Raw genomic sequence first — 24,104 nt, forward strand, 5'->3', positions numbered from 1 at the left:
CAGAAATTTAATTTTTAATTTGATAACTGTCCAGCTCCAGCACCTAGGGGCTCGAGGTCATAAGACGATCCATCGAGAAGGTTAAAGAGCAACCTTCCCGCCGGCTCGTCTTATGCTTGTCGCCCCTGGACAAGGCGCTTCCGCTTTTCTTATTACATTTTATGCCCGCCCACTAGTGTAGCCCTGTGTTTAGCGGTTCCTGCAGCTGTATAGGAGACAGCACGCAGCAGTGAACCTGAGCCGAAGCGACGGCGGACCGAATCCACAACATAGCCAAGCTCCCGCCTCTTATAGGCACCCATGTCAAAAAGATTAAGCTGAAGCTCGCAGTCGTCGACAATATTTCCGAGGGCAATCGCGATTTGCCTTACCGTCTTTCCCGTATAGTTCTCACGAAACAATTCCAAACAGACGCGATAGATCTCCATCGTTTCATTTGTCGGGTGTTGGATTGTTCTGGAGCGATGAAAGCCCCCGCCAAATTCATCCTGGCTGTAGCCGATACTGAGGCTGATCGTCCTCCCTGCCTTGCGGCGCGTTCTTGTCCGCCTGGCCACTTCCTCACACATTTCTAAAATAACAGCCTTAATCTCCTCTTCCTCTTTATAATCCCTTAAGAGAATTTGGCTTTTTCCAAAGCTGATTTGCCCTTGAATGATTGGTGCTCCCAATTCGGAAAGGTCGACTCCCCAGGCATGATGATAAAGCTGGTTTCCCATAATTCCGAATTTTTTTTCCAGCTTTTCTAAATCATAGCGGGCCAGCTGGCCAACCGTAAAAATCCCCATTGCGTTTAATGTCTTTTCGACACGCCGGCCAATCCCCCACATTTCCCTAAGCGGGGATACGTTCCAAAGCTTTGTCTTTACATCTTCATACGTCCACTCGGCTACTCCTTTTTTCTTTGCGTCCAGATCCAGACAAAGCTTCGACATTAACATGTTAGGGCCAATTCCGACAGCGCACGGCAGCTGAAATTCCCGTTCAATATCATCCTTTATTTTTTCGGCAATCGTACGGGCATCGCCCCACAGATGCACCGCACCATCGACTTTAATAAAGCTTTCATCGACGCTGTACGTATGGATAGCTTCTTTTGGAACATAACGGTTAAAGACACGGGAAATTTCAGTCGAAATGCGCAAGTATGTTGCCATCCTCGGCTCAACAATTCGAATTCGAGGATCTTTTGGGATCTCGAAAAGCCGTGAACCTGTTTTAATACCGAATTCTTTTTTGAGACGCGGAGAAGCAGCAAGCACGACACTTCCCTGCCGATCTAAGTTGCCGGCCACCGCTAAATAGCAATTCAACGGATCAAGACCATACATGACAGCGGAGCAGCTTGCATAGAAGCTCTTCATGTCAACGCATAAAATTTTATGTTGCGGCAGTGTGCTGTAATCCACCATGATTTATCCCTCACAGTTTAAAGTAGAACATTTGTTCTTTATCATTATATTCATTATGATAAGCGAATATGCGTTCGTATTCAATGGAAATTTTTTGACTGTTTTTTGATGGAGATTAAGCGAAAAAACAGTATAATGACGGTGAGGTGCATGTTTATGGAGAAAAAATTAGTCGTTAAAATGATCAAAAATTGCTTTAAACAGTATTATGAAGCGGATTCAATACCTGTGGATGAGAAGGATTTAGAAGTGCTTGTCAATCGGGTTCTTCAGACAAAAGAAGAAGAGTCGAATGCGGATTTATTTGAGCTAGTAAATGATGCGGTGTATGAGTTTTTAACAGGGTGATTCTAAAGGAGAGCCCTATGGGACAAAACCAGAAGGGATCCCATGCAAACTGTCCCATAGAAGGGCTCTATGGGACAAAACCATCGAGAAAATCATGCAAACTGTCCCATAGAAAGGCTCTATGGGACAAAACCAGTGGGAATCTCATGCAAATTGTCCTATAGGAGAGCTCCATGGGACAAAACCGGCAGAAGCCTCAGGCAAAATGTCTCATAGAAGAGCTCGATCGAGAAAACCAGCGAGAATTCTTCGGAAACTATTTTAAGATAGTATTTCTTGTATATCCTCTTCAGTTAATACGGAATGACTCAGTTCCTCGGAGTCAATGAGTTCTTCAATCAGCTGCCTTTTTTTGTCCTGCAGCTCGCTCATTTTCTCTTCAATGGTACCTCTGGTAACAAGCTTAATGACCTGGACAACATTTTTCTGGCCGATACGATGGGCCCGGTCAGCAGCTTGTTCCTCAACCGCCGGGTTCCACCAGATGTCATATAGAATAACCGTATCCGCTCCCGTCAAATTTAGTCCGGTACCTCCCGCCTTCAAAGAAATGAGGAAGAAATCACGCTCCCCTTCATTAAACCGATTGCAGAGCTCCAAGCGTTCTTCAGAAGGTGTCGCACCGTCGAGGTAGAAAAAAGAAAGACCCTTAATGGATAATTGTCTCCCAATAAGAGTAAGCATTTTCGTAAACTGTGAAAAAATCAACACCCTACGACCGGAAAGCCTGGATTCCTCGATAATTCTCAACAGCATTTCGAATTTCGCGGAACTGCCTCTGTAGCCGTCCACAAATAAACTTGGATGACAGCAAATTTGCCGCAAGCGCGTTAAACCGGCTAGGATTTTTATTCGGTTCTTCCGAATCGTGTCTTTGTCCAAATGCTTCAGTGTATCCTCACGCAGCTTTGCCAAATAGGCAGCATACAGCTTTTTCTGATCTGGAAGAAGCTCTGCTAATTCCGTAAACTCTAATTTTTCCGGAAGCTCGGCAACGACATCCTCTTTCATTCTGCGCAGCAAAAAAGGACGTACCCGCCTAGAAATCTTTTTTCGTGTTAAGTTAGAGTATTCCTTCAAACCACGAAATAGTTCAGGGAATACCACATGAAAAATAGACCATAATTCTTCGAGTGAATTCTCTACAGGTGTTCCTGTCAAAGCGAATCGATAACCCGCCTTGAGCCTTTTTACCGCCCGTGCCGTTTGAGTCAATGGATTTTTAAAGGCTTGAGCTTCATCAAAAAAAACAGTGTGGAAAGCATGTTGCTCATACCATTTGAGATCCCGCCGCAGCAATGGGTAGGAGGTGATGATTACATCCATTTCTATTGCTTCCTTCAGAATTCGGTGCCGCTCTACTTGATTGCCATCCACGACAACAGCCTGAATTTCAGGAGCAAATTTCATTATTTCGCTCAACCAGTTATACGATAAAGACGAAGGACAGACAATCAAAGTCGGTTGCTTCATTGCACGCACATTCTCAAGCTCTGATAAAATAAACGCAATGCTTTGCAGCGTTTTGCCAAGACCCATATCATCGGCAAGAATTCCTCCAAAACCATAGTGGGCCAGTGTTTTCATCCACTTGTAACCACGTTTTTGATAGTCGCGTAAAATCAAATTTAAGCTAGCCGGTACTTCGAACTCCAAGCTCCCAGGATTACGTATGCTTTCAAGGAACTGACGAAACGAGTCCTCCGCAATGAATATTTGATTATCATCAATAGAATCAAGCAGGGGCAGACCCTGAAGAATTGATAGCTCAAAGCTGTCTTCAAAATTCTTCTTCTCAGCCGGTATTTCATTAAAAAACCGTTGAATTTCTTTAAACTCCCTAGTCTCTAAGGACATTAGCGCCCCATTCCGGAGCCGATAATATTTCCGCTTTTCCTCTAAGGCCGCAAGAACCTCTTTAATTTGCTGCACCGGAATTCCCAACTCAAATTTAAATTCGAGCCAATTGGTTCGTTCTTTTTTCACCTTCACCTTGAACGCCGGGCGGGCATTTTCTCTAAAAATCCTGTTTCTTACAGCCGTGGTTGCATATATTTGTACCAATTTTTGAAGCTTAGGCACAATATGATAGAGAAACTCATATTCCAATTCTTCGTTGTGCAAGAAATAACCAACGTCCGTTTTGGCAAATGAACTTTCCTCCATAATCGTTAGAATTTCGTTTTCCTTCTGTTCATCCCTAATGATCCTGGCGCCAGAATAGAAATCCAGTTTCTCCAACGGATTGATGACAATGTTATCATAGTGAAATTCCAGTCCGGCGAGCAGGCGATTTTTGACTCGGTCTAAGTATAGCTTGGCCGTAAGCGGCGTTTTCATATACTCGCGCGCAAGGGCATCTGAGAGCTGGACATAGCCTAATTTTTTCAAGCCAGGAACTACTTTTTCTATAAAATGCTGTATTTGCTCCTGTGGGATGGAAATTCGATTTGTTCCTGAGGCATCCAGCATTTGTTTAAGATTGGACAGACGCTGGCAGTCCTCCATTTTCATTGTGATGATTTTCCCAGCAGACAAAACAGATTCATAGGAATCTAAGATAATCATATTAGATAATCCATTTACTTTAAGGAAATACCCGTTAGCCTCTGCTTCAGTAAAAATAAACTGTAAAAGGGGCAGATCGTTGGTAATGGGCAATCCGTCAAAAGTATGGCCGTCATATTCCAACTTTACCTGCAGCGCTCTTGAAAATAAGGGCTGAAGCTGCTTCCAGTAAGATGGCGGAATGGGCAACAGACGATTGTCGTGGGAATTCTCATATAGCTGTTGTTGTTTATTCCTTTCGTCTTGAACCACTTGAATGAGATGTTGAATCACAGCATCATTCTCTTTTTGAAAGCAATGCAGGTTTGGTTCGTATATGAGAGAGGCTGAAAGCCAATATGGGTGCCCCTGCTCCACTGCGATAAGAAACTCACAAATATTTTCCACTTTAGTTTCTTCAATTTTTAACTCGGCTCCGAGTAGGTAATGTTTCTTAGCCAAAACAGGTTTACAGGTAAATTCAACGTGAAGTACTTTTCTATTTTCAAAATGAAGTTGATGCCCGCTTGAGCGTCTTAGCTGATTGTTGAATAGATTCAGGATACCCTCGGCTAAATCCTGTTCACCAGTCAAAGTGCCTGAAGTTCCATTGGTTGGAGCGGTTCCTTTCCGTTGATGCTCGTAAATGGCCAATAACACGGCAGCAATATGCTGGCAATCCTTTTGAAAGGAGGCCAGCGTGGGACAGGAGCACTTAGCACGAAAGCTGCCATTATCCTTTCTTTCAATGACAACTTGGAAATTTTCTGTTCCTGAAACCATTGCCTCACAACGGTCAGGTTCATATTTTTCAAATGTTACTTTATTAGCACGGAAAAAAGCCTCACCTCTTTTGAAGGAGACAGTCCCGCACGATTCTTTAATCATCTTTGGATGTAATCTAATATTCATGCCGAACTCCTTCCCGAGGTCATTTAGATTAACCCATTATAACATTTTTATAACAGTCCGCTCATACAAAAAGCCGCCCTTGACAGGCAGCCTTTTCACTTATTTTGAACTCATCATTCGTTTCCCGATCCGTTCGAACAACCGTGGAAAAAGAACATAGACAACGCTTCCCATGTTCATCCAGCGTGGCAGATTGATTTCCCTCGTTTTTGTCAGCATGCTGTCAACAACTTTCCTAGCGACATATTCAGGTTGAAGCATAATGCGTTGGACATTTTTTACGTATGTGCCCTTTTCATCAGCAATATTAAAAAAATTGGTGGCAATCGGACCGGGATTTACGGAGGTCACCTGAACGTTATAATCGTCAAGCTCCATCCTAAGTGCATTCGTGTAACCAAGAACCGCATGCTTGGTAGCCGAATAAACACTTGATTTGGGAGTGGCAATTTTACCTGCCTGAGAAGCAATATTAATAATATGCCCAAACCGTCTCTCACGCATTTTAGGCAGCACCATGTTTGTACATGCTATCAGCCCAACAACATTTACTTCAAACATTCCCTTGATTTCATCCATCGTTGCTTCATGCGCCTCTCTAAACACACCAAAACCGGCATTATTCACAAGAATATCAATTTGTTCAATTTTATCAAAAGTCTGTTGAAACACTGCCTGAACTTGATTTGTATCAGATACATCAAGCTTAAAAACATCTACCCTAACTTGATGCTTTTGCTGCAATTCCATCTGCAATTGTTCAAGCTTATCTATACTCCGTGCAAGAAGGACGAGATTGGCGCCATTTGCCGCACAAAGCTTAGCAATTTCCGCACCAATCCCCCCGGATGCACCTGTAATGACAATATTTTTAGCTTTTAATTGTTCATTGCCCATCTAAACACCTCATCAGAATTAATCCTGTGCCTTTGCTTGATAAAGCACGGGCTGACTATCACTACTAATAATCTCCTCAATAGATGCTAAATAGTCAAGCTGGGCAACCGTTTCCGAAATTGTTAACATCAATTCACGCTGATAAACAGTCGGGAAAAGCCGCTTGCAAATTTGAAAGACAGTTAGTTCTTCTTTCTCTAGCCAATTTTTCACCGTCATCGCGCGCTCATGCTGGCGTGATAGCCGTTTATCAATTAACTCGGCTACCTGATAAACCTCCTCACCATGACCGGTATAGATACACTTTATAGGATAGTTAAGCAGCTTCTTCATTGAATCGTTATGCTGCAACATCGGCTTTGGTCTTTCCTTTTCGCCTGGGGCCGGTGGTTCAAGCAAGGGATTTGGTGAAATATGTGCTAGAAGTAAATCGCCGCCAATCAAGATGCCTTCTTTCTCCCTAAAAAAGGCAACTTGACTTTGGGCATGACCAGGGGTTTCAATTACCTTCCAGGCCTGGAGTCCTGGTGGGCACATCCCCTCAACGATATGTCCGGTCAGCGAGCGGTTACACATATACTTCATCGTTTTTCTTAGCCTAGGAAGCATTGAATAAAATTCCTCTGGTAGACCGAACGCCTTAAAATGCTCCTTGAAAAAATTTTCTTGTTCTTGAAAAAATGCTTCGGTGGGATGAATCCATCTTTCATTAAGCGGATGACCATAAACCTCTATCGAATCTGGAAAATAATCGAGCATTCCTGCATGATCAGGATGATGATGTGTAAGTAACACCTGTTCAATATCTTTAGGACTTAAATCTAGTTCAGCCAACTGTTCCGTAAAAGAGTTCCACGACTCTTCTGTTTTCACTCCCGTATCAACGAGTGTTAAACGTTCCCCTTTAATCAAATAAACATTTACATCGCCAACAGGAAAAGGAGTCGGCAACGTAATTTTGGCAATTCCGTCTTTCCATTCAGTCATTAAAAAAACTCCTTAACATTTAGTTAAATAAAGTGTAGCGATATTTTAACCTATTGTCATTATATTCACATAATTTTTTGGAAAAAATAAAAAATTCATAAAATTTATCTCTTGACAGACATGCTCTTTTTCTTGCATAATCACTATTAAAATTTGATTTGTTCGACGCGATGAGTAAGGCCAGTAAATGAACAATGGCGAAAGAGAGTGAGGCCCGAAGGCTGAAAGGCTTCACCGCCCTCTTAATCATTGAACCTACCTTATGAGCATTTAGGAAAACCTAACGTATGTCCGGCGTTAACGGAGTCGAGTGAACCCTGGCTATTTAATTATTCTGTCTGGGTAAATGAAGGTGGTACCGCGGAAGCTAGACCTTTCGTCCTTTGTGGATGAAGGGTCTTTTTGTTTTTCAGAAACCTGAAGGAGGAAGTTTTAATGAAAAAAATCGCGATTGTTGGCGCTGGTTCGATGGCGGAAGCCTTTATTTCTGGCATTCTCGAAAATGGATTAATTGATAGAAAAAATGTATGGGTAACAAATAATTCAAATCAAGAACGATTAAAGGGTCTTGAACAGCGTTACGGTGTCAGTGGTACGTATGATTTGAATGTTCTTTTTGATGGGGCGGACATTGTCATGTTAGCGATGAAACCAAAGGATGCGGCATCGGCAATCGGCTATATTCGCGGGTATTTAAACGAGCAAATGCTTGTGGTTTCTGTTCTGGCCGGTGTTTCGATGAATACGATTGAGACTCTAGCAAATAAATCTCTTTCTATCGCCAGGTCCATGCCTAATACGTCTGCAGCAGTAGGAAAATCGGCGACCGCCATCGCCGTTAATAAGCGTGTCACTAGAGAGCAGCTAGAAACAACTAAAAAGCTGTTTGGAACAGTCGGGCTGGCAGCCTTTGTTGAGGAAAAACAGTTGGATGCCGTGACAGGATTGTCTGGGAGCGGCCCTGCTTATATCTATTATCTAATCGAAGCAATGGAAAAAAGCGCCGTTGAGGTGGGACTTGAAAAGGAAATGGCGAGTGAGCTAATTGTGCAAACGTTGATTGGAGCGGCTGAGATGGTTAAAAACTCCAGTAAAACATCGACACAATTGCGGAAGGAAGTGACAAGTCCAGGCGGTACAACGGAAGCCGGAATTCGCATTTTGGAGGAAAACGGGGTCCAAGAGGCATTTATCTCCTGTATCAAAGCAGCAACTGCCCAATCAAGAAAAATGGGAGATGCACTGTGCTCGCAACTAAAGGTTGGAAAAACTCTTTAAAAAAATTGTATCTTAACCCCAAGTTCTCTTAAACTAAAAGCATAACGTCGATTAAAGAGGACTGGGAAAATGGACAGCATACTAACCGTTTTATTCGCAACGGGCATCGTAGTTTGGATCGTTTTTCTACTAGATGCGCTGATAGGATTTAGAAAACTAGATTCTCTTGAAAAGGAAGAAGGTCTAAAAAATGGACCATTATTGTCTGTCATCGTCGCGGCCCGGAATGAAGAAAGACAAATAAGATCAAGCATTACAAGTCAACTAAAGCAGACCTACATTAATGTTGAATGGATCCTTGTAAATGATCGTTCCAATGATAATACCGGAAAATTCATGGACGAATTAATGGAAATGGACCCGCGAGTAAAGGTTCTCCATCTTATCGACTTACCAGAGGGCTGGCTTGGGAAGAATCATGCATTATATCGAGGCTCTCTAAAGGCATCAGGTAAATGGCTATTGTTTACCGATGCGGATGTAAAGTACGAAGTAGAAGCATTCGCAAAGGCTCTCCATTATTTTGAAAAACACCAACTTGATCATCTAACGGCAGCACCAAATTTGAACGCGAACAATTTTTGGCTGAAAACCTTTGTCGCCTTCTTCCTGTTTGGATTTTCTTATTTTAAGCGGCCATGGTCGGCTAATAATCCAAAGTCGAAAATCGGTACTGGAATCGGTGCATTTAACCTCGTATCTAAAGCTGCCTATGAACAGTTTGGAACGCATGAAAAAGTGAAAATGCGGCCTGATGATGATTTGCAGTTGGGGATGCAACTTAAAAAAGCAGGATTTCGGCAAAGAATCGTCACGGCGCTCAAATTAATTGAAGTCGAATGGTATGGCAGCTTAAAAGAAGCATTTGTGGGTCTTGAAAAAAATACTTTTGCTGGTCTAAATTACCGAGTCAGCATGGTACTTTTCTCCATATTCGGAGTCTTTTCCACACATGTCCTTCCCTTTGTGACTATTTTTTCAAAAAATAAAATTGTTGCCCTGCTCAGTTTAGGAAATATCGTTGCGAGTGCAGTTCTATATTGGTTAATTGTAAAGAAAATGACTCGATTTTCCCCTTTCCTTTTTTTGGTATTTCCGATTACAGCATTACTGTTTATTTATTCCATTATTCGCGCCAGCATCCTAACTTTTAAGCGCGGCGGCATTGTCTGGAGGGGAACGGTTTATCCATTGAGCGAACTTAGAGATAAAGAATGAAGCAGGATTTTTAATTATTTCGGAGCCTTTTGCTATACTGAGATTGTCAATAAAAACAGTCGAAGGAGGCTCCTTAACATGACAGCTAAATTATTTTCTCCTTATACAATAAAAGGTGTCACATTCAAAAACAGAATTGTCATGGCACCAATGTGCATGTATTCCAGTCATAATGAGGATGGGTATATTCAAAACTGGCATCGCACTCATTACACAAGCAGGGCAGTTGGCCAGGTCGGCCTCATTATAGTAGAAGCAACAGCGGTTACACCTCAGGGCCGAATTTCACTTAAGGATTTAGGAATTTGGAGTGATGACCATATCAAGGGGTTCCAAGAGCTGGTTGGTCTTGCAAAAGAGCACGGAGCCAAAATAGGCATTCAACTCGCCCATGCTGGTCGTAAGGCAGTGTTAGAAGGAGAAATTATTGCACCATCTGCGCTAGCTTTCAATGATAAACTGAAAACACCAAAAGAAATGACAAAATCAGATATCGAAGAAACGGTTGATGCATTTAAGAAAGGTGCCGAGCGGGCTGCGAAGGCTGGTTTTGATGTGATAGAAATTCATGGTGCACACGGATATTTAATAAACGAATTCCTTTCACCGTTATCTAATAAAAGAACAGATGAATATGGCGGATCAGCTGAAAACCGCTACCGTTTCCTACGTGAAGTCATCGATGCCGTCAAAACGGTTTGGGATGGACCCCTTTTTGTTCGGGTTTCCGCTCATGATTACCAAGAAGAAGGTCTAGCACCGGAAGATTACGTAACCTTCTCGCAGTGGATGAAAGAGCAAGAGGTCGATTTAATAGACGTAAGTTCTGGGGCAGTCGTTCCAGCGCAGATTAATGTTTATCCGGGCTACCAAGTTAAATATGCAGAGACCATTAAGCATGGTGCGGATATCGCAACTGGCGCAGTAGGCTTAATTACGTCCGGAATTCAGGCGGAGGAAATATTACAAAATGAACGGGCCGACTTGGTCTTTTTAGCCCGTGAATTGCTGAGGGACCCATATTGGCCAAGAACGGCAGCAAAAGAGCTTGGAGTCAGCATTGAAGGACCAAAACAGTACGAGCGGGGTTGGATATAAAATTAATAACAAAAGCACTCACCAGCGTTTTGGTAAGTGCTTTTGTTTTATTTCAATGGAATAGTAATTTCTTTAAAATCCTCAGAGATATCCGTATTCGGAAAGATCTCCCTCGCTTCGCCCACTAATTCCTTCCAGTCATTTCGATCATAGCGTGAACTGATATGTGTCAGGCACAATTGCTTGCAACCAGCCTCACGAGCGATTTCTGCTGCCTGATGGGTGGTTGAATGAAAGTAATCGGCAGCCAGTTTTTCCTCCCCTTTTGAAAAGGTTGCTTCATGGATTAAAAGATCAGCACTTTTTGCCAACAACTTTGAATTCTCACAGTATCTTGTATCACCTAAAATCGTAACGATTCTTCCCTTTTGTTCAGGGCCGAGAAATTGATGCGGTTCAATGATTCTGCCATCTTCAAGTGTAACGGATTCACCATTTTTTATTTTTCTAAAAATGGGACCTGGCTGAACTCCTGCTTCAACTAGCTTTTCGGCAAGTAAGGTACCAGGTCTATCCTTTTCCACAATCCGATATCCGTAAGAAGGAATTCCGTGGTCGAGCAATCTTGCTTCGACGATAAACTGATCATCCTCAAAAATAATGCCCTCTTCGATTTCAACAACAGATAACGGATACTTTAAATACGTCTGACTAATGGATAGACTAACGTGTAGAAACTCTTTAATCCCTTTTGGACCATAAACCTTAACCTCCGAATCACCGCCTTGAAAAGACCGGCTCGATAACAGGCCTGGAAGTCCATATATATGATCCCCGTGAAGGTGGGTAATAAATATTTTTTCGATCCGCCTAGGCTTAATTGAAGTATGTAATATTTGATGCTGAGTTGCCTCCCCGGCATCGAATAACCACACTGCGCCCCTTTCCTCTAGTAATTTGAGCGCTATAGACGTTACATTACGAAGCTTTGCAGGCATTCCTGCCCCTGTTCCTAAGAAAAAAATATCCACAATCCTTTCTCCTTTCTACACCGAACGAAATTTCATTATTGATACTATAGCACATTCCAGTGGCATTTTCCCCTCCGCCTGATAAGACTAGCTAATTTGATACATGCAAATCATTATATTTGCGAAACCTACTAATAAGAGCTAAATTTAATAAAAGTACAAACTACATAAGCAATTAGCTTTTTAGAAAAGAGGGCTATAAAGTGGAACAAAATATGACTTCTTTAATTATGATTTTTGGAGCGACTGGTGATTTAGCAAAACGAAAGCTGTTCCCTTCTCTATACCGGTTATTCAATAAAGGGAAATTGCACAATTTCGCTGTTATTGGGGTTGCTAGAAGACAGATGCACACTGATGATTTCCAAGCATCGGTAAAAGATTCCGTCTTATCAGCACTTGGAAACAAAGAAAATATCGATGAATTCATCTCACATTTCTACTATCAATCACATGATGTTGCAGATTCAAGTTCATACGCTTCTTTGAAAACTTTTGCTGATCAAATTGATCAACAATATAACCTTGAAGGAAATCGCATTTTTTACTTAGCGATGGCTCCAGAATTTTTCGGTCCGATTGCTTTGCATTTAAAATCGGATGGTCTTACCAAGGTTAAAGGATATAAGCGCCTTGTCATCGAAAAACCATTCGGACATGATCTGGAATCAGCTAAGGAATTAAACAGGCAGATTAGAACTGCTTTTTCAGAAAAAGAAGTTTACAGGATTGATCACTATTTGGGAAAAGAAATGGTGCGAAATATAGAAGTAATCCGGTTTGCCAATGCCATTTTTGAACCGCTTTGGAATAACCGCTATATTTCCAATATCCAAATCACTTCGAGTGAAACACTTGGTGTCGAAGAACGCGGGCGCTACTATGAGTCTAGCGGTGCATTAAGGGATATGCTGCAAAACCATATGATGCAAATGGTGGCCTTACTGGCGATGGAACCGCCAATCAAGCTGACAACTGATGAGATTCGCTCTGAAAAAGTAAGAGTGTTTCGCGCTTTACGATCCGTTGAGGGTGACGAAGTAAATGATTATTTCGTACGCGGACAGTATGGCGAGGGCGAAATGGATGATCAAGCTGTTCCAAAATACCGTGATGAACCAATGGTCGATATAGAATCCAATACCGAAACCTTTGTGGCCGGAAAAGTGATGATTGATAATTTCCGCTGGGCTGGTGTCCCTTTTTATATTCGAACAGGCAAAAGACTCAAAGTTAAATCGACCAAAATCGTGGTTCAATTTAAAGATATTCCCATGAATTTATATTATCAAACCGAGAAAATGTTGAATCCTAATCTTCTTGTCATCCATATACAACCTGAAGAGGGTATTACGCTGCATTTAAATGCGAAGAAAGCAGGGGGGCATTTGGATGCACAAGAAGTAAGACTAAGCTTTGCCAATACGGGTATTCATGCGATGAACACTCCTGAAGGATACGAGAAGCTCCTTTATGACTGCATGCGCGGCGATGCCACGAATTTTACTCATTGGGATGAAGTTGCCTATTCTTGGGCATTTGTAGATAAAATTTCAGCTGCTTGGCAAAAAACAAAAGCAGACTTTCCTAATTATGAATCCGGTTCAAAGGGGCCAGATGAGGCAGATAAGCTTTTGGAAAAAGACGGCTTCTTCTGGTGGCCAGTAACTGATTTAGAGGTAGATATCTGCAAATAATAAATAAAGCTCCAACTGCTATTTATGGGCAGTGTGGAGCTTTTTTATTCTTCTTCCTCTTTTTTCTGGGGAAAAGATCGGAGAAAGTCCTTATTAAAGCTTGTTCCAGTACCGATTTTATGAGCTGGATCGACATTATGGGAACCGGCATTTTCAATGATATTCTTCCCGTATTTCTCACGGAGGCTTGAAAGAATTTTGAGCAAGGGCTCCTTTTGGGCATCTTTTTCGTAGGAAAATAAATCTAACTGCTTAAAGGCATGGTCATGTTCCACTAATTCATAACCTGTTATTCCTAGCAATCGAATTGGGTCTCCGTTCCAGGATTTAAGGAAAAGCTGCTTGGCAAAGGATGCTACCTCGTCTTTATGGTTAACAGGATTGGCCAATTTTTTGCTTCTTGTAATGGTACGACGGTCTTTATACCGGATTGTAATTCCCAAAGTAGATGCCAGGACATTTTTTCGCTTCAGTCTTACTGAAACGGTATCTGCCAATGATTCCAGCACATGAAAAAGCTCCTGCTGATTGCTGATGTCTCTAGGCAAAGTGGTGGAATTGCCAATGCTTTTAAATTCTTCAATGGATTCCGGGTCCACCGCACGCTGGTCAATCCCGTTTGCCCGCTCTTTTAATCGAATTCCATTAATCCCGAGCAAAGTTTTTAATTGAATTTCATTTCCTTTTGCGAGATCACCGATTGTGTGAATTCCAATAGTCGTCAGTTTTTCAGCCGTCTTTTTACCGACACCGTGCATTTCATTTGTGTTTAACGGCCAGAGCACCGCTTTAATATCACGCTTGCGAAGGATGGTAATCCCCATCGGCTTTTTCATATCCGATGCCATCTTTGCCAAAAATTTATTCGGTGCTATACCAATGCTGCAGGGTAAATCCAGCTGTTCAAGAATTCTTTTTTGAATGCTTTCTGCTATTTCAATAGGGCTGCCAAACTCAAAACTTTCCGTTATATCCATGTATCCCTCGTCAATCGATACGGGCTCTACTAATGTAGTGTAATGCCTAAGGATGTCAAACATACCCATAGATGCAGCACGGTAACGATCAAAATTAGGAGTTTTAACGATCAACTGTGGACAAAGTTTTTTTGCTTCCCAAAGCGGCATAGTTGTTTTCACGCCGTACTTTCTTGCTTCATAGCTACAGGTGACAATAATTCCCCGTCTTTCTTCCACGTTTCCGGCAATAGCCAGCGGCTTTCCTTTAAGAGTTGGGTCATATGCCATTTCAACTGATGCATAAAAGCTATTCATATCAACATGTAAAATGACACGTCCATTTTTCGGATACATTTCCTTCATGCCGACACACTTCCTAATACAATTGATAGTTTAAGTATAACAAAAGGAGAACCATTGGCCCTCCTTCAAAATACTATTATTGGTTAGTTACTACATCGATAATGGCAATTGTCATTTCCGCAAGTTTGTAAAGCTCCTCAATTGGCATGCGTTCATTTGTTGTATGGATTTCTTCATAGCCCACTGCAAGGTTTACAGTAGGGATGCCGAATCCGGCAATAACGTTAGCATCACTGCCACCACCGCTGTGCTGTAATTCACAGCTGCGTCCGATTTTTTCAGCAGCCTTACGGGCGATTTCTACCACTTGATCGCCTTCACCGAATTTGAAGCCAGGGTACATTATTTGCACTTCTACCTCTGCTCTGCCCCCCATGGCTGCTGCAACCGTCTCGTAAGCTTCCTTCATCTTGCTGACCTGTGCTTCCATTTTCTCAGGAATAAGTGAACGTGCTTCAGCTAAAATGTCCACGCGGTCACAAACAATATTTGTTGCAGAACCACCTTCAAAACGTCCGATATTTGCCGTAGTTTCATGGTCAATTCTTCCTAATGGCATTTTTGCAATCGCTTTGGCAGCAATCGTAATCGCAGAAACACCTTTCTCAGGTGCCACACCGGCATGAGCTGTTTTTCCGTAAATAGTTGTTTTCACTTTTGCTTGAGTTGGCGCCGCTACAACTACATTTCCAACTAAACCATCGCTATCAAGCGCATAGCCATATTTCGCCTTCATTAAAGAAGGATCAAGTGCTTTCGCACCAACAAGACCTGATTCTTCTCCTACGGTAATCACAAATTGAATTAAGCCATGCTCAATATTTTGTTCCTTTAACACGCGAATTGTTTCGAGCATGACAGAAATTCCAGTCTTATCGTCTGCTCCTAAGATGGTCGTACCGTCAGTCACTACATAGCCATCCTTTATTGAAGGCTTTACGCCTTTAGCTGGAGTGACGGTATCCATATGGCAGGTAAAATAAATGGGATCGATGCCTTCCTTAGTTGCCGCTAGGTTACAGACTAAGTTCCCTGCTCCATGTCCGGTTACTGCGGTTGTATCATCTTCGAAAACATCAAGACCTAAATCAGTAAATTTTTGTTTTAAGACTTTTGCAATTTCTGTCTCAAATTTCGTTTCGGAGTCAATTTGTACAAGCTCTAAAAATCCATTCAAAAGCCGTTCTTGATTAATCATCTTGCGAACCCTCCAATTTATGTACTCACTATACCAGTATACCTTTTCAATATCATCCCATCAAATAAAAGGCAGGTTTAAGACCTGCCTTTTCACAAATAATTCGGTTTTATAAAGGAATATTCCCATGTTTTTTAAATGGGCGCGATTCTTTTTTATTTCGAAGCATTTCTAACGCTTGAATAATTTTGATTCTTGTTTCCCGAGGGTCAATGACGTCATCCACCATCCCCCTTGACGCCGCTACATATGGGTTGGCAAATTTTTCACGATATTCTTCGATCTTTTGCTGCCTTATTTGTTCAGGATTGTCACTGTTTTGGATTTCCTTCGCAAAAATAATGTTGGCAGCGCCCTGAGGTCCCATTACGGCGATTTCTGCATTTGGCCAAGCAAAAACTAGGTCTGCACCAATTGATTTACTGTTAAGGGCAACATACGCCCCTCCATAGGCTTTTCTTAAAATAACAGTCAGCTTTGGTACGGTCGCTTCTGAATAGGCGAATAATATCTTTGCACCATGGCGGATTATTCCTCCATGCTCCTGTTTAACACCTGGGAAGAAACCAGTAACATCTTCAAACGTGATAATTGGAATATTAAAAGCATCACAGGTTCGGATAAACCTAGAAGCCTTATCAGACGAGTCAATATCTAGGCCTCCAGCCATTACCTTTGGCTGATTGCAGACAAGTCCGACCGGCTCGCCCTTAATCCTAGCAAATCCGACGACAATATTTTTAGCAAAATCCTTTTGAATTTCCATAAAAGAGTCGCCGTCCACCACTTGTTCAATTACTTTTCGAACATCATAAGGCCTTACCGCATCAAACGGAATGACATCAGTTAAATCCGGGCGGTAATCATTTTCTTCCTCAGTTCCAAGCCTTGGCGGTTTTTCTTCATTGTTTTGCGGGAGATAGCTTAATAGCCTGCGGACATTTTGCAGCACCTCTACTTCCGATGCAGCGCGGAAATGAGCGTTCCCACTAATGGAATTATGCACATCTGCTCCTCCAAGGTCTTCTGCGCTAATCTTCTCACCAGTAACCGTCTCAATTACCTTTGGTCCTGTAATGAACATCTGGCTTGTTTTTTCAACCATAAACACAAAATCCGTGATAGCAGGTGAATAAACAGCTCCACCGGCACATGGACCCATGATGACAGAAATTTGCGGAATGACCCCTGAATAAATGGCATTGCGATAAAAAATGTGTCCATATCCATCAAGGGAAACAACGCCTTCTTGGATACGCGCTCCGCCAGAATCATTTAATCCAACAAAGGGGGCACCATTTTTCGCAGCTAGATCCATGACATTGGCAATCTTCTTGGCATGCATTTCTCCTAAGGCACCGCCAAAAACGGTAAAATCCTGAGAAAATAAATAGATTGGACGTCCATTTACTTTACCGTATCCAGTCACCACTCCGTCGCCAGGCCCTTTTTGCTCATCGAGTCCGAAGTCATTTGTCCTATGTTCAATAAACGGGTTTAATTCGACAAAGGTACCTTTATCTACTAAAAGCTCAATTCTTTCTCTTGCGGTTAATTTTCCTTTTTCATGCTGTTTATCAATGCGCTCGTCACCGCCGCCGAGTTCTACCTCTCTGCGCTTATCATACAATTCGTTAATTTTTTCATAGATGTCGATCATGTTACCCCTTCAGTCCTTTCTTTTCACATAGCTCGTATAATACACCTGAAGACGACTTTGGATGCATGAAGGCAATATGTGCCCCTCCTGCACCAAGACGCGGCGCATCATCGATCATACGGATGCCTTTTTCTTTCAATTCAATAATTCTTTCTTCAATGGAAGCAACCCCAAGCGCGACATGGTGGATACCCTCGCCGCGTTTTTCAATAAATTTGGCGATGGTGCTGTCCTCAGAAGTTGGTTCAAGAAGTTCTAGTTTGGTTTCCCCTGCCTGCAAAAAGGCAACTTTAACCTTTTGGCTTTCTACTATTTCAATTTTTAATAGTGGAAGCTTTAGCACGTCCGTATAAAATGGAAGCGCATTCTCTAAAGAGTTGACTGCAATACCAATATGGTCGACTTTTTTAATCATGTTTTTTCCCCTCTGTTCCAATATTAAAATAATTCGACAATTATTGTATTCGGTAAAAAGTTCATAATTCCTTCCTAAATTCCCGGAGTTGTTCCATTGTTCATTTAGGCTTTTCCCTGTAAAATATAAATAAACTAGTAGAATAAAGGAGGTACCTGGATTGTCAAAAAAGAAAAATAGAAAAATCGTTGTTTATTTAATGTTAATTGCCATGCTTGCCTCAACCCTCCTGATTGGAATTGGCCAATTTATGCGTTAACCATATAAAAGGGAATGTTCAAATACGAACATTCCCTTTCATCATTTTATGGCTCCATTTTCTTCTGCCAGCAATTCAAATGATTTTTTTGAAGAAGTAACTAATATTTTTGTTCCCAATGGGATTAGTGGAAATAAAGACTTGATAACTTCATTTTGCGAGCGGATACAGCCTTGTGAAACGTATTTCCCTATGGATGCAGGCTGATTGGTCCCGTGAATTCCATAAGTCCTGCCATCGGTTCCTTTGGCATCAAACCCAATCCATCTAGCCCCGAGTGGATTCTTTGGGTCCCCTCCAGGAATATTCCCTCTCCTAAAATAGGGTTCCTTTGCTTTGACTGTAATTGTAAAAAGTCCTTCGGGTGTCATCTCCTGCGTCCTGCCAGTACCAACACTTATAACCGTTTGAACTTTATTTTCATTAATAAAAGCAAGTTCATTTTTACTTTTATTAACAATCACAAATGGGGCACCAGGTGCTGGATTAGGCCCTAACGGCCAAATTGGTGAAAGGAAAAAAGCAATCAGGATTGGCGATAAGATTTTTATCAAAATCATCCACCTGCCTTTTTTTTCCTAGTTTGCTTCAACTTTCTTCCTTTCATTCATGAAAATTTTCATTCCTTTAAATGAACTTTTTATAATAAGGTAGTTATTCATTTCTTTCACTAATTGAAGCAGGGCCGCCCGCGTTTCAAATTCCTCTCTAGTTTTTGGAAGCTCCATTTCTTCAAATTCCTTTTTCATCTCTCTTAATTTGTCAATATAAATATGGGCTGTATTTCCAGGATGAACATTTTCAGACAATTCTTCCAGAAAATCAGCTACCATCTTTCCTTGCTTAACTGTTCTGGTGATGGAGGTCACAATCGGCAGGACACGTTCAAGGATTTCAAATTGCTTTTCTCTCATTTTGAAATAATGAAAATAAAGATTCTCATCTCTTAAAAGATGATTTTCTACATCTCTGAAAGCTAGTGATTTTGCCTCTTCCAGCAAGCAGGCACATTCAGTAATCTCTTTTCCTCCCCAATCGCTTTCACCCGTTCGTAAGTATCGAACCAATTCACTTAAAATAGTTTTAAAGTTTTCTTCTAATTTACATTGATATTCCCTTAGTTTTCTATCGGCACTTGGCATATAAAGATTGATGAGTAGAGCCACTCCGATTCCTGTAATAATGACACCTAGCTCATTTAAAAAATTATCGATAGAAATTTTTTGAGCCATGTAAATATGTAAAATTATGACACTACTAGTAACAATACCGTCCCTGGCCTTTAACATGACAAGTAAAGGAATAAAGAAAAACAGCATAACCCCGATAACAATTGGATGGTAGGCGATTCCCTCAAAGAACAGAGCAGAAAAAGGCATGGCCAATACACACGCCAAAAATCGATCCCAGGAGGTCCGAAGAGACCTTCTTTTTGTCACTTGAATACATAAAATAGTCAAAATTCCTGCAGAAGCGTAGTTGTGAAGGCCAAGCTGCTGCGCGATTAAGATGGAAGCTGCAGTGCCAACTGCAGTTTTGATTGTCCGATAACCAATGCGAAACTCCATTTTAACTCTCCTAAATAAAATGGCTCTGTTAAACTAGTCTGTTGATTTCCGCTCCAGGCGCTTCGCTCCAATCAACGAACTTCGAAAATCAACAATGTTCTTTAACATAGCCAATAAAATAAAAAGATGATCATAATGACCATCTTTTATTATCTTCATTAATATAATTATAACACTTTTTCCAGGAAGTCCTTTGCTCTGGTTGTACGAGGATTATTAAAAAATTCATTCGGTGCGCCTTCTTCTAGTAATTTTCCCTCATCAAGAAACATGATGCGGTCAGAAACCTCCCGTGCAAATCCCATTTCATGAGTTACGATGGCCATGGTCATTCCTGATTGTGCCAGGTCCTTCATAACGTTTAATACTTCTTTTACCATTTCCGGGTCAAGCGCTGAAGTAGGTTCATCAAACAGCATCAGCTTTGGTTCCATTGCCAGAGCACGAGCAATGGCAACACGCTGCTTCTGTCCGCCTGACAGATTATTTGGATATGCTGTCTCTTTTTCGGATAGACCAACTTTAGCCAGCAATTCTCGAGCTTTTTTTTCAGCAGTTTCCCTTGATTCCCTTTTAACCTTCATCGGTGCATATGTTAAGTTTTCCAAAACTGTCAAATGGGGAAATAAATAAAAGTGCTGAAAAACCATACCAATTTGTTCACGAACTTTCATTATATTCGTTTTCTTATCGGTAATCTCTTGATTACTTATCCAAACCTTCCCTTGCGTGGGTGTCTCCAACATATTCAAACAACGAAGGAAGGTAGACTTGCCCGAACCTGATGGCCCGATAATGGAAACAACTTCTCCACTATCAATATGGGTAGAAATATTTTTTAGGACTTCATGTTCTCCGAATTGTTTATAGAGGTTTTCTACTTTAATCACTAAATTTCATCCTCCTTTCAACCATTCGACCCATCGTTGTTAGTACCATTATCATTAACCAATAGATTAACCCTACAAAAATCAATGGTTCAAAATTTCGATACGTATCTGCACCCACAACTTGGGCTCGGCGCATAAGGTCTAAATAGCCTATTGTCGAGACAAGTGCCGATTCCTTTGTCAAAGTGACAAATTCATTCATTAGTGCTGGTAAAATATTTTTAAACGCCTGGGGCAGGATGATATCCTTCATCATTAAACGGTAAGGAACTCCTAGCGCTTGTGCAGCTTCTGTTTGGCCCTTATCAACCGCTTGAATGCCTGCTCTGATAATCTCTGAAACATATGCAGCTGAATTTAAGCCAAACGCCAAGATCGATGCTAAAAATGGCTGAATGTCATAGCCTGTTAATTGTGGAATGGCAAAATAAATTAACATTAATTGCAAAATTAATGGAGTACCACGAAAAATGGATGTGTATACACTGCCAATCAAATTTAATGCCTTATTACGTGAAATCTTAAACAAAGATAGAATTGTTCCAAGGAGGAATCCAAAAATAATAGCAATAATAACAAATTTTAATGTAACCCATATTCCTTTTAGGATAAAAGGAATATAAGGCACAATTTGGCTAAAATCCAAATTCATGCCTTACACCTCACTTCAATATTTTCTTTATTGTTGGTCTTTTAACCACTTGTCTTTCAATTCTTGGAGTTTTCCGTTTTCCTCCATGGTTTTAAGCACTTTATTTACATCATCAATCATGTCACTGCCTTTAGGAAATGCAACTGCCATCCCTGGAGAACTTGTTGTTGGATCATCAAATCCAGCTAAGCCTTGTTCCTTAATGTACCCTGTAGCAACTGATTTATCTAAATAAGCGACTTGAATTCGATTTGATAATAACTCTTGAATTAAAGTTGTTGCATTATCTAATGGCTTAAGGGTAAAATCAACCTTTTTTTGAATTGTTTTTGCCCCTTCTTCTTGAATCGTTCCTAACTGGACTCCAACCGTTTTTCCTTTTAGATCATCGATTGTTTTAATATTAGCATTCTTTAATGTTAGGAACATTTCACCTGAATGGTTATAAGGAGTTGAAAAATCAACATTTTTCTTGCGTTTTTCAGTTGCAGACATACCTGCAAGAACCATATCTACACGCTTCGCTTGCAAGGCACCGATTAAGCCATCAAATTTCATGTCTTTAATTTCTAATTTATATCCTAATTCCTTTGCAATAGCATTCGCCAAATCAATATCAAATCCTTCAACTTTGCCAGATGTATCTCGTGATTCAAATGGAGCAAAGTCAGCAGATGTTGCCATCGTCAATACTTTCTTGTCTGTGGTTTTTCCTCCATTTGCTCCGTCCTTATTAGTTTGGCCGCATGCAGCTAAAACAACTAAAGTTAAGATAAGCGTTAATGATAAGATCGTCTTTTTCATGATGTCTCCTCCTATATTTTAAAGGTATTTTTTTTATCATAACTTGAATTTTTATTCAACAAAACGAATAATAACACATGTATTTTATTTTGAAAAGATATTTTCTTAATATAAAAATATTCAAATAATTCTATTGCAATATTTATTAAATATAATGAACACTAACTTTTTATTTATGTGAAATGTTTTATTAAAATAAAAAGCACCTCTTAAAAAGAAGAGGTACCTCCTAATAATTATGCTTCACTAGATACTGGCTGACGGAATTCGTTTTTCATTTTTTCCAATACTTCTTTATTTGTAATTAAATCATAACCAGTTGCGGCTAAGGCTAAGGCTCCGCTAGAAAGAATCTTATGAGAGTTTTCCGTGATGGTTAAGTCGGCAAATTCACGTGTATGTGCGATTAATCCAGGTAAATCAAGACCAATATACGGATGAATAGCTGGTACAACGTGACTCACATTTCCCATATCAATGGAACCATAAGAATCTTTAGCTTTTTTTACCTCTTTTATTCCGGCTAATAGGAGATTGTTTGTAAACAGCTGTGATAAGGTTTGGTTCGTTACCATATTGTCATAGCTTAACTCGTAATTACTTATCTGAAGCTCCGCCCCTGTCATTGACGATGCACCCGTTGCTATGTTCTTTACCTTTTCAACAACCTCGTTTAAATAACTGCGGTTTTTGGCACGGACATAAAATTGGGCTATCGCTTTATCAGGAACAATATTGGCTGCCACACCGCCTTCTTTAATTATTCCATGCATTCTCACATCTGAAGTGACATGTTGTCTAAGAGCATTAATCCCGTTAAATAATTGAATGACGGCATCAAGAGCATTAATTCCCTTTTCAGGAGAAGCGGCAGCATGGCTTGTTCTGCCTTTATATTCAAATTGGATTGCATCCATTGCAAGTGAATCACCGCTTTCATAAGATTCATCAGCTGGATGCAAAATCATCGCTGCATCAATATCATCAAAGATTCCCTGCTCTGCCATTGGAACTTTCGCACCATTTGTTTCTTCTGCAGGTGTGCCTAATACAACAACCCTTCCGCCAATTTCATCAACCACTTTACTTAAAAGCACACCTGCACCAGCACTCATGGTTCCAATCATATTATGGCCGCACCCATGACCTATCTCAGGCAAAGCATCATATTCTGATAAATAAGCAATAGTAGGTCCTTCTTTACTGCTATCATACACAGCCTTAAAGGCAGTTGGGCGGCCAACAATCCCTTTTTCAACTGTAAAGTTATTTTCTTCAAGAAAATTCACTAATCGCTGCATAGATTCAAATTCTTGATCTCCCAATTCTGGATGATGATACAGCGAATCACTTATCTCCCATAACCTTGTTTGGATGCTTTCTAAATAGTTTTTTAATAAATCTTTCATTGTCAAAACTCCCCTATAATTTGATTAAAATTACGAAATAATTAATAAATATACAGGATAAAATGACATTCGACAATAAAAAAGGCCAAATCGATTCACGATTTGGCCTTTTCCATTTTTATCCTTATACTTCTTCACAATGCTGTTCGAATTCATTTTGAAGCTTTGCTACCACAGTTGCTGGATCAAAGCCTTCAATTTGATGGCGTTCAACCATTGAAACAATTTTTCCGTCTTTCAATAAAGCAAATGACGGAGATGATGGCGGATAGCCTGTGAAAAAACTTCTCGCTTTTTCAGTTGCTTCCTTATCCTGACCAGCAAAGACTGTAACGAGATGGTCGGGACGCTTATCATAATGCAGGGCATGTGCCGCTGCAGGACGAGCGATTCCCCCAGCACAGCCACAAACTGAATTAATCATAACTAAAGTCGTGCCTTTTTGTTCAAGCGCCTCTTCCACCTCTGCAGGTGTTTTCAGTTCTTTATAGCCAGCCGCGGTGATTTCACTGCGTGCTTGGTTAACTACATCATTCATGAAAAAATTAAAATCCATGCTCAT

The 24,104-nt window shown here is 40.8% G+C and carries 22 protein-coding genes; 6 read left to right on the plus strand and 16 right to left on the minus strand.

From position 1 onward, the window contains the following. Window positions 1-152: 152 nt before the first annotated feature. Entirely contained in the window at window positions 153-1,412 is a 1,260-nt protein-coding gene (locus ABES02_RS25805) for a DNA polymerase thumb domain-containing protein (protein WP_430140629.1), read from the minus strand. A 156-nt stretch (window positions 1,413-1,568) separates the two neighbouring features. Between ABES02_RS25805 and ABES02_RS25810 the strand changes: the two genes are divergently transcribed. After that, window positions 1,569-1,760: a YqzH family protein gene (locus ABES02_RS25810; RefSeq protein ID WP_430140630.1), complete on the plus strand. Its 192-nt coding sequence runs from the start codon at window positions 1,569-1,571 to the stop codon at window positions 1,758-1,760. 261 nt (window positions 1,761-2,021) lie between these two features. Here ABES02_RS25810 and ABES02_RS25815 read toward each other — a convergent pair whose 3' ends face one another. The 3 genes from ABES02_RS25815 to ABES02_RS25825 form a co-directional block, all read right to left on the minus strand. After that, window positions 2,022-5,219, minus strand: a complete 3,198-nt coding sequence (locus ABES02_RS25815; RefSeq protein WP_430140631.1) for an SNF2 helicase associated domain-containing protein — start codon at window positions 5,217-5,219, stop codon at window positions 2,022-2,024. A gap of 99 nt (window positions 5,220-5,318) precedes the next feature. Further along, the gene (locus ABES02_RS25820) at window positions 5,319-6,116 is read right to left on the minus strand and encodes an SDR family NAD(P)-dependent oxidoreductase (RefSeq protein WP_430140632.1); all 798 of its coding nucleotides are present in this window, start codon (window positions 6,114-6,116) and stop codon (window positions 5,319-5,321) included. A gap of 18 nt (window positions 6,117-6,134) precedes the next feature. After that, window positions 6,135-7,103 carry an MBL fold metallo-hydrolase gene (locus tag ABES02_RS25825; RefSeq protein WP_430140633.1) on the minus strand — a complete coding sequence of 323 codons (969 nt, stop codon included), beginning with the start codon at window positions 7,101-7,103 and terminating at the stop codon, window positions 6,135-6,137. 435 nt (window positions 7,104-7,538) lie between these two features. Here ABES02_RS25825 and proC point away from each other — a divergent pair, with 435 nt between their 5' ends. The 3 genes from proC to namA all read left to right on the plus strand — a co-directional run bounded on the left by proC (window position 7,539) and on the right by namA (window position 10,697). After that, window positions 7,539-8,381, plus strand: coding sequence for a pyrroline-5-carboxylate reductase (gene proC, locus ABES02_RS25830; RefSeq protein ID WP_430140634.1), 843 nt, complete (start codon window positions 7,539-7,541; stop codon window positions 8,379-8,381). A gap of 69 nt (window positions 8,382-8,450) precedes the next feature. Beyond that, window positions 8,451-9,599: a glycosyltransferase gene (locus tag ABES02_RS25835; protein ID WP_430140635.1), complete on the plus strand. Its 1,149-nt coding sequence runs from the start codon at window positions 8,451-8,453 to the stop codon at window positions 9,597-9,599. A 78-nt stretch (window positions 9,600-9,677) separates the two neighbouring features. Further along, complete coding sequence (namA, locus tag ABES02_RS25840) at window positions 9,678-10,697, plus strand: NADPH dehydrogenase NamA (RefSeq protein WP_430140636.1); 1,020 nt, start codon at window positions 9,678-9,680, stop codon at window positions 10,695-10,697. A 47-nt stretch (window positions 10,698-10,744) separates the two neighbouring features. Here the strand turns inward: namA and rnz are convergent, their stop codons facing one another. After that, on the minus strand, window positions 10,745-11,668 hold the full coding sequence (gene rnz, locus ABES02_RS25845) for a ribonuclease Z (protein ID WP_430140637.1): 924 nt from the start codon (window positions 11,666-11,668) through the stop codon (window positions 10,745-10,747). A gap of 230 nt (window positions 11,669-11,898) precedes the next feature. Here rnz and zwf point away from each other — a divergent pair, with 230 nt between their 5' ends. After that, on the plus strand, window positions 11,899-13,365 hold the full coding sequence (gene zwf / locus ABES02_RS25850; protein ID WP_430140685.1) for a glucose-6-phosphate dehydrogenase: 1,467 nt from the start codon (window positions 11,899-11,901) through the stop codon (window positions 13,363-13,365). Window positions 13,366-13,409: 44 nt separating this feature from the next. Here the strand turns inward: zwf and ABES02_RS25855 are convergent, their stop codons facing one another. From ABES02_RS25855 to mce, 4 genes are all read right to left on the minus strand, one after another. After that, window positions 13,410-14,687 carry a DNA polymerase IV gene (locus ABES02_RS25855; protein ID WP_430140638.1) on the minus strand — a complete coding sequence of 426 codons (1,278 nt, stop codon included), beginning with the start codon at window positions 14,685-14,687 and terminating at the stop codon, window positions 13,410-13,412. Window positions 14,688-14,763: 76 nt separating this feature from the next. Next, complete coding sequence (locus tag ABES02_RS25860) at window positions 14,764-15,885, minus strand: M20/M25/M40 family metallo-hydrolase (RefSeq protein ID WP_430140639.1); 1,122 nt, start codon at window positions 15,883-15,885, stop codon at window positions 14,764-14,766. Between the two features lie 109 nt (window positions 15,886-15,994). Next, window positions 15,995-17,545 carry an acyl-CoA carboxylase subunit beta gene (locus ABES02_RS25865; protein ID WP_430140640.1) on the minus strand — a complete coding sequence of 517 codons (1,551 nt, stop codon included), beginning with the start codon at window positions 17,543-17,545 and terminating at the stop codon, window positions 15,995-15,997. Window position 17,546: 1 nt separating this feature from the next. Then, window positions 17,547-17,960 carry a methylmalonyl-CoA epimerase gene (gene mce / locus ABES02_RS25870; RefSeq protein WP_430140641.1) on the minus strand — a complete coding sequence of 138 codons (414 nt, stop codon included), beginning with the start codon at window positions 17,958-17,960 and terminating at the stop codon, window positions 17,547-17,549. 160 nt (window positions 17,961-18,120) lie between these two features. On the opposite strand from mce, the gene prli42 reads away from it, so the two are divergent. Continuing rightward, window positions 18,121-18,219: a stressosome-associated protein Prli42 gene (gene prli42 / locus ABES02_RS25875; protein WP_430140642.1), complete on the plus strand. Its 99-nt coding sequence runs from the start codon at window positions 18,121-18,123 to the stop codon at window positions 18,217-18,219. Window positions 18,220-18,260: 41 nt separating this feature from the next. On the opposite strand, the gene ABES02_RS25880 is transcribed toward prli42, so the two are convergent. From ABES02_RS25880 to ABES02_RS25910, 7 genes are all read right to left on the minus strand, one after another. Beyond that, window positions 18,261-18,779: a L,D-transpeptidase gene (locus ABES02_RS25880; RefSeq protein ID WP_430140643.1), complete on the minus strand. Its 519-nt coding sequence runs from the start codon at window positions 18,777-18,779 to the stop codon at window positions 18,261-18,263. Window positions 18,780-18,797: 18 nt separating this feature from the next. Further along, window positions 18,798-19,787, minus strand: coding sequence for an aromatic acid exporter family protein (locus tag ABES02_RS25885; protein WP_430140644.1), 990 nt, complete (start codon window positions 19,785-19,787; stop codon window positions 18,798-18,800). Window positions 19,788-19,954: 167 nt separating this feature from the next. Continuing rightward, window positions 19,955-20,677 carry an amino acid ABC transporter ATP-binding protein gene (locus ABES02_RS25890; RefSeq protein WP_430140645.1) on the minus strand — a complete coding sequence of 241 codons (723 nt, stop codon included), beginning with the start codon at window positions 20,675-20,677 and terminating at the stop codon, window positions 19,955-19,957. Beyond that, the gene (locus ABES02_RS25895) at window positions 20,670-21,329 is read right to left on the minus strand and encodes an amino acid ABC transporter permease (RefSeq protein ID WP_430140646.1); all 660 of its coding nucleotides are present in this window, start codon (window positions 21,327-21,329) and stop codon (window positions 20,670-20,672) included. Before ABES02_RS25895 ends, ABES02_RS25890 begins: the two co-directional genes overlap by 8 nt. A gap of 27 nt (window positions 21,330-21,356) precedes the next feature. Further along, a complete protein-coding gene (locus ABES02_RS25900) occupies window positions 21,357-22,133 on the minus strand; it encodes an ABC transporter substrate-binding protein (protein ID WP_430140647.1) in 777 nt (258 codons plus the stop codon). A gap of 236 nt (window positions 22,134-22,369) precedes the next feature. Continuing rightward, window positions 22,370-23,542: a M20 family metallopeptidase gene (locus tag ABES02_RS25905; RefSeq protein ID WP_430140648.1), complete on the minus strand. Its 1,173-nt coding sequence runs from the start codon at window positions 23,540-23,542 to the stop codon at window positions 22,370-22,372. A 124-nt stretch (window positions 23,543-23,666) separates the two neighbouring features. Beyond that, on the minus strand, window positions 23,667-24,104 hold the full coding sequence (locus ABES02_RS25910) for a BrxA/BrxB family bacilliredoxin (RefSeq protein WP_430140649.1): 438 nt from the start codon (window positions 24,102-24,104) through the stop codon (window positions 23,667-23,669).

Source organism: Neobacillus pocheonensis, from assembly GCF_050477905.1.
GTDB classification, from domain to species: domain Bacteria; phylum Bacillota; class Bacilli; order Bacillales; family Cytobacillaceae; genus Neobacillus; species Neobacillus pocheonensis_A.

Coding starts and splice junctions, on each gene's coding strand:
- ABES02_RS25860 (WP_430140639.1), bottom strand. CDS start 15,885: ATGATTAATCAAGAACGGCTTTTGAATGGATTTTTAGAGCTTGTACAA.
- ABES02_RS25895 (WP_430140646.1), bottom strand. CDS start 21,329: ATGAATTTGGATTTTAGCCAAATTGTGCCTTATATTCCTTTTATCCTA.
- ABES02_RS25855 (WP_430140638.1), bottom strand. CDS start 14,687: ATGAAGGAAATGTATCCGAAAAATGGACGTGTCATTTTACATGTTGAT.
- ABES02_RS25905 (WP_430140648.1), bottom strand. CDS start 23,542: ATGAAAGATTTATTAAAAAACTATTTAGAAAGCATCCAAACAAGGTTA.
- ABES02_RS25865 (WP_430140640.1), bottom strand. CDS start 17,545: ATGATCGACATCTATGAAAAAATTAACGAATTGTATGATAAGCGCAGA.
- ABES02_RS25805 (WP_430140629.1), bottom strand. CDS start 1,412: ATGGTGGATTACAGCACACTGCCGCAACATAAAATTTTATGCGTTGAC.
- zwf (WP_430140685.1), top strand. CDS start 11,899: ATGATTTTTGGAGCGACTGGTGATTTAGCAAAACGAAAGCTGTTCCCT.
- proC (WP_430140634.1), top strand. CDS start 7,539: ATGAAAAAAATCGCGATTGTTGGCGCTGGTTCGATGGCGGAAGCCTTT.
- mce (WP_430140641.1), bottom strand. CDS start 17,960: ATGATTAAAAAAGTCGACCATATTGGTATTGCAGTCAACTCTTTAGAG.
- ABES02_RS25880 (WP_430140643.1), bottom strand. CDS start 18,779: ATGATTTTGATAAAAATCTTATCGCCAATCCTGATTGCTTTTTTCCTT.
- ABES02_RS25825 (WP_430140633.1), bottom strand. CDS start 7,103: ATGACTGAATGGAAAGACGGAATTGCCAAAATTACGTTGCCGACTCCT.
- namA (WP_430140636.1), top strand. CDS start 9,678: ATGACAGCTAAATTATTTTCTCCTTATACAATAAAAGGTGTCACATTC.
- ABES02_RS25910 (WP_430140649.1), bottom strand. CDS start 24,104: ATGAGCATGGATTTTAATTTTTTCATGAATGATGTAGTTAACCAAGCA.
- ABES02_RS25810 (WP_430140630.1), top strand. CDS start 1,569: ATGGAGAAAAAATTAGTCGTTAAAATGATCAAAAATTGCTTTAAACAG.
- ABES02_RS25900 (WP_430140647.1), bottom strand. CDS start 22,133: ATGAAAAAGACGATCTTATCATTAACGCTTATCTTAACTTTAGTTGTT.
- ABES02_RS25835 (WP_430140635.1), top strand. CDS start 8,451: ATGGACAGCATACTAACCGTTTTATTCGCAACGGGCATCGTAGTTTGG.
- ABES02_RS25815 (WP_430140631.1), bottom strand. CDS start 5,219: ATGAATATTAGATTACATCCAAAGATGATTAAAGAATCGTGCGGGACT.
- ABES02_RS25885 (WP_430140644.1), bottom strand. CDS start 19,787: ATGGAGTTTCGCATTGGTTATCGGACAATCAAAACTGCAGTTGGCACT.
- ABES02_RS25820 (WP_430140632.1), bottom strand. CDS start 6,116: ATGGGCAATGAACAATTAAAAGCTAAAAATATTGTCATTACAGGTGCA.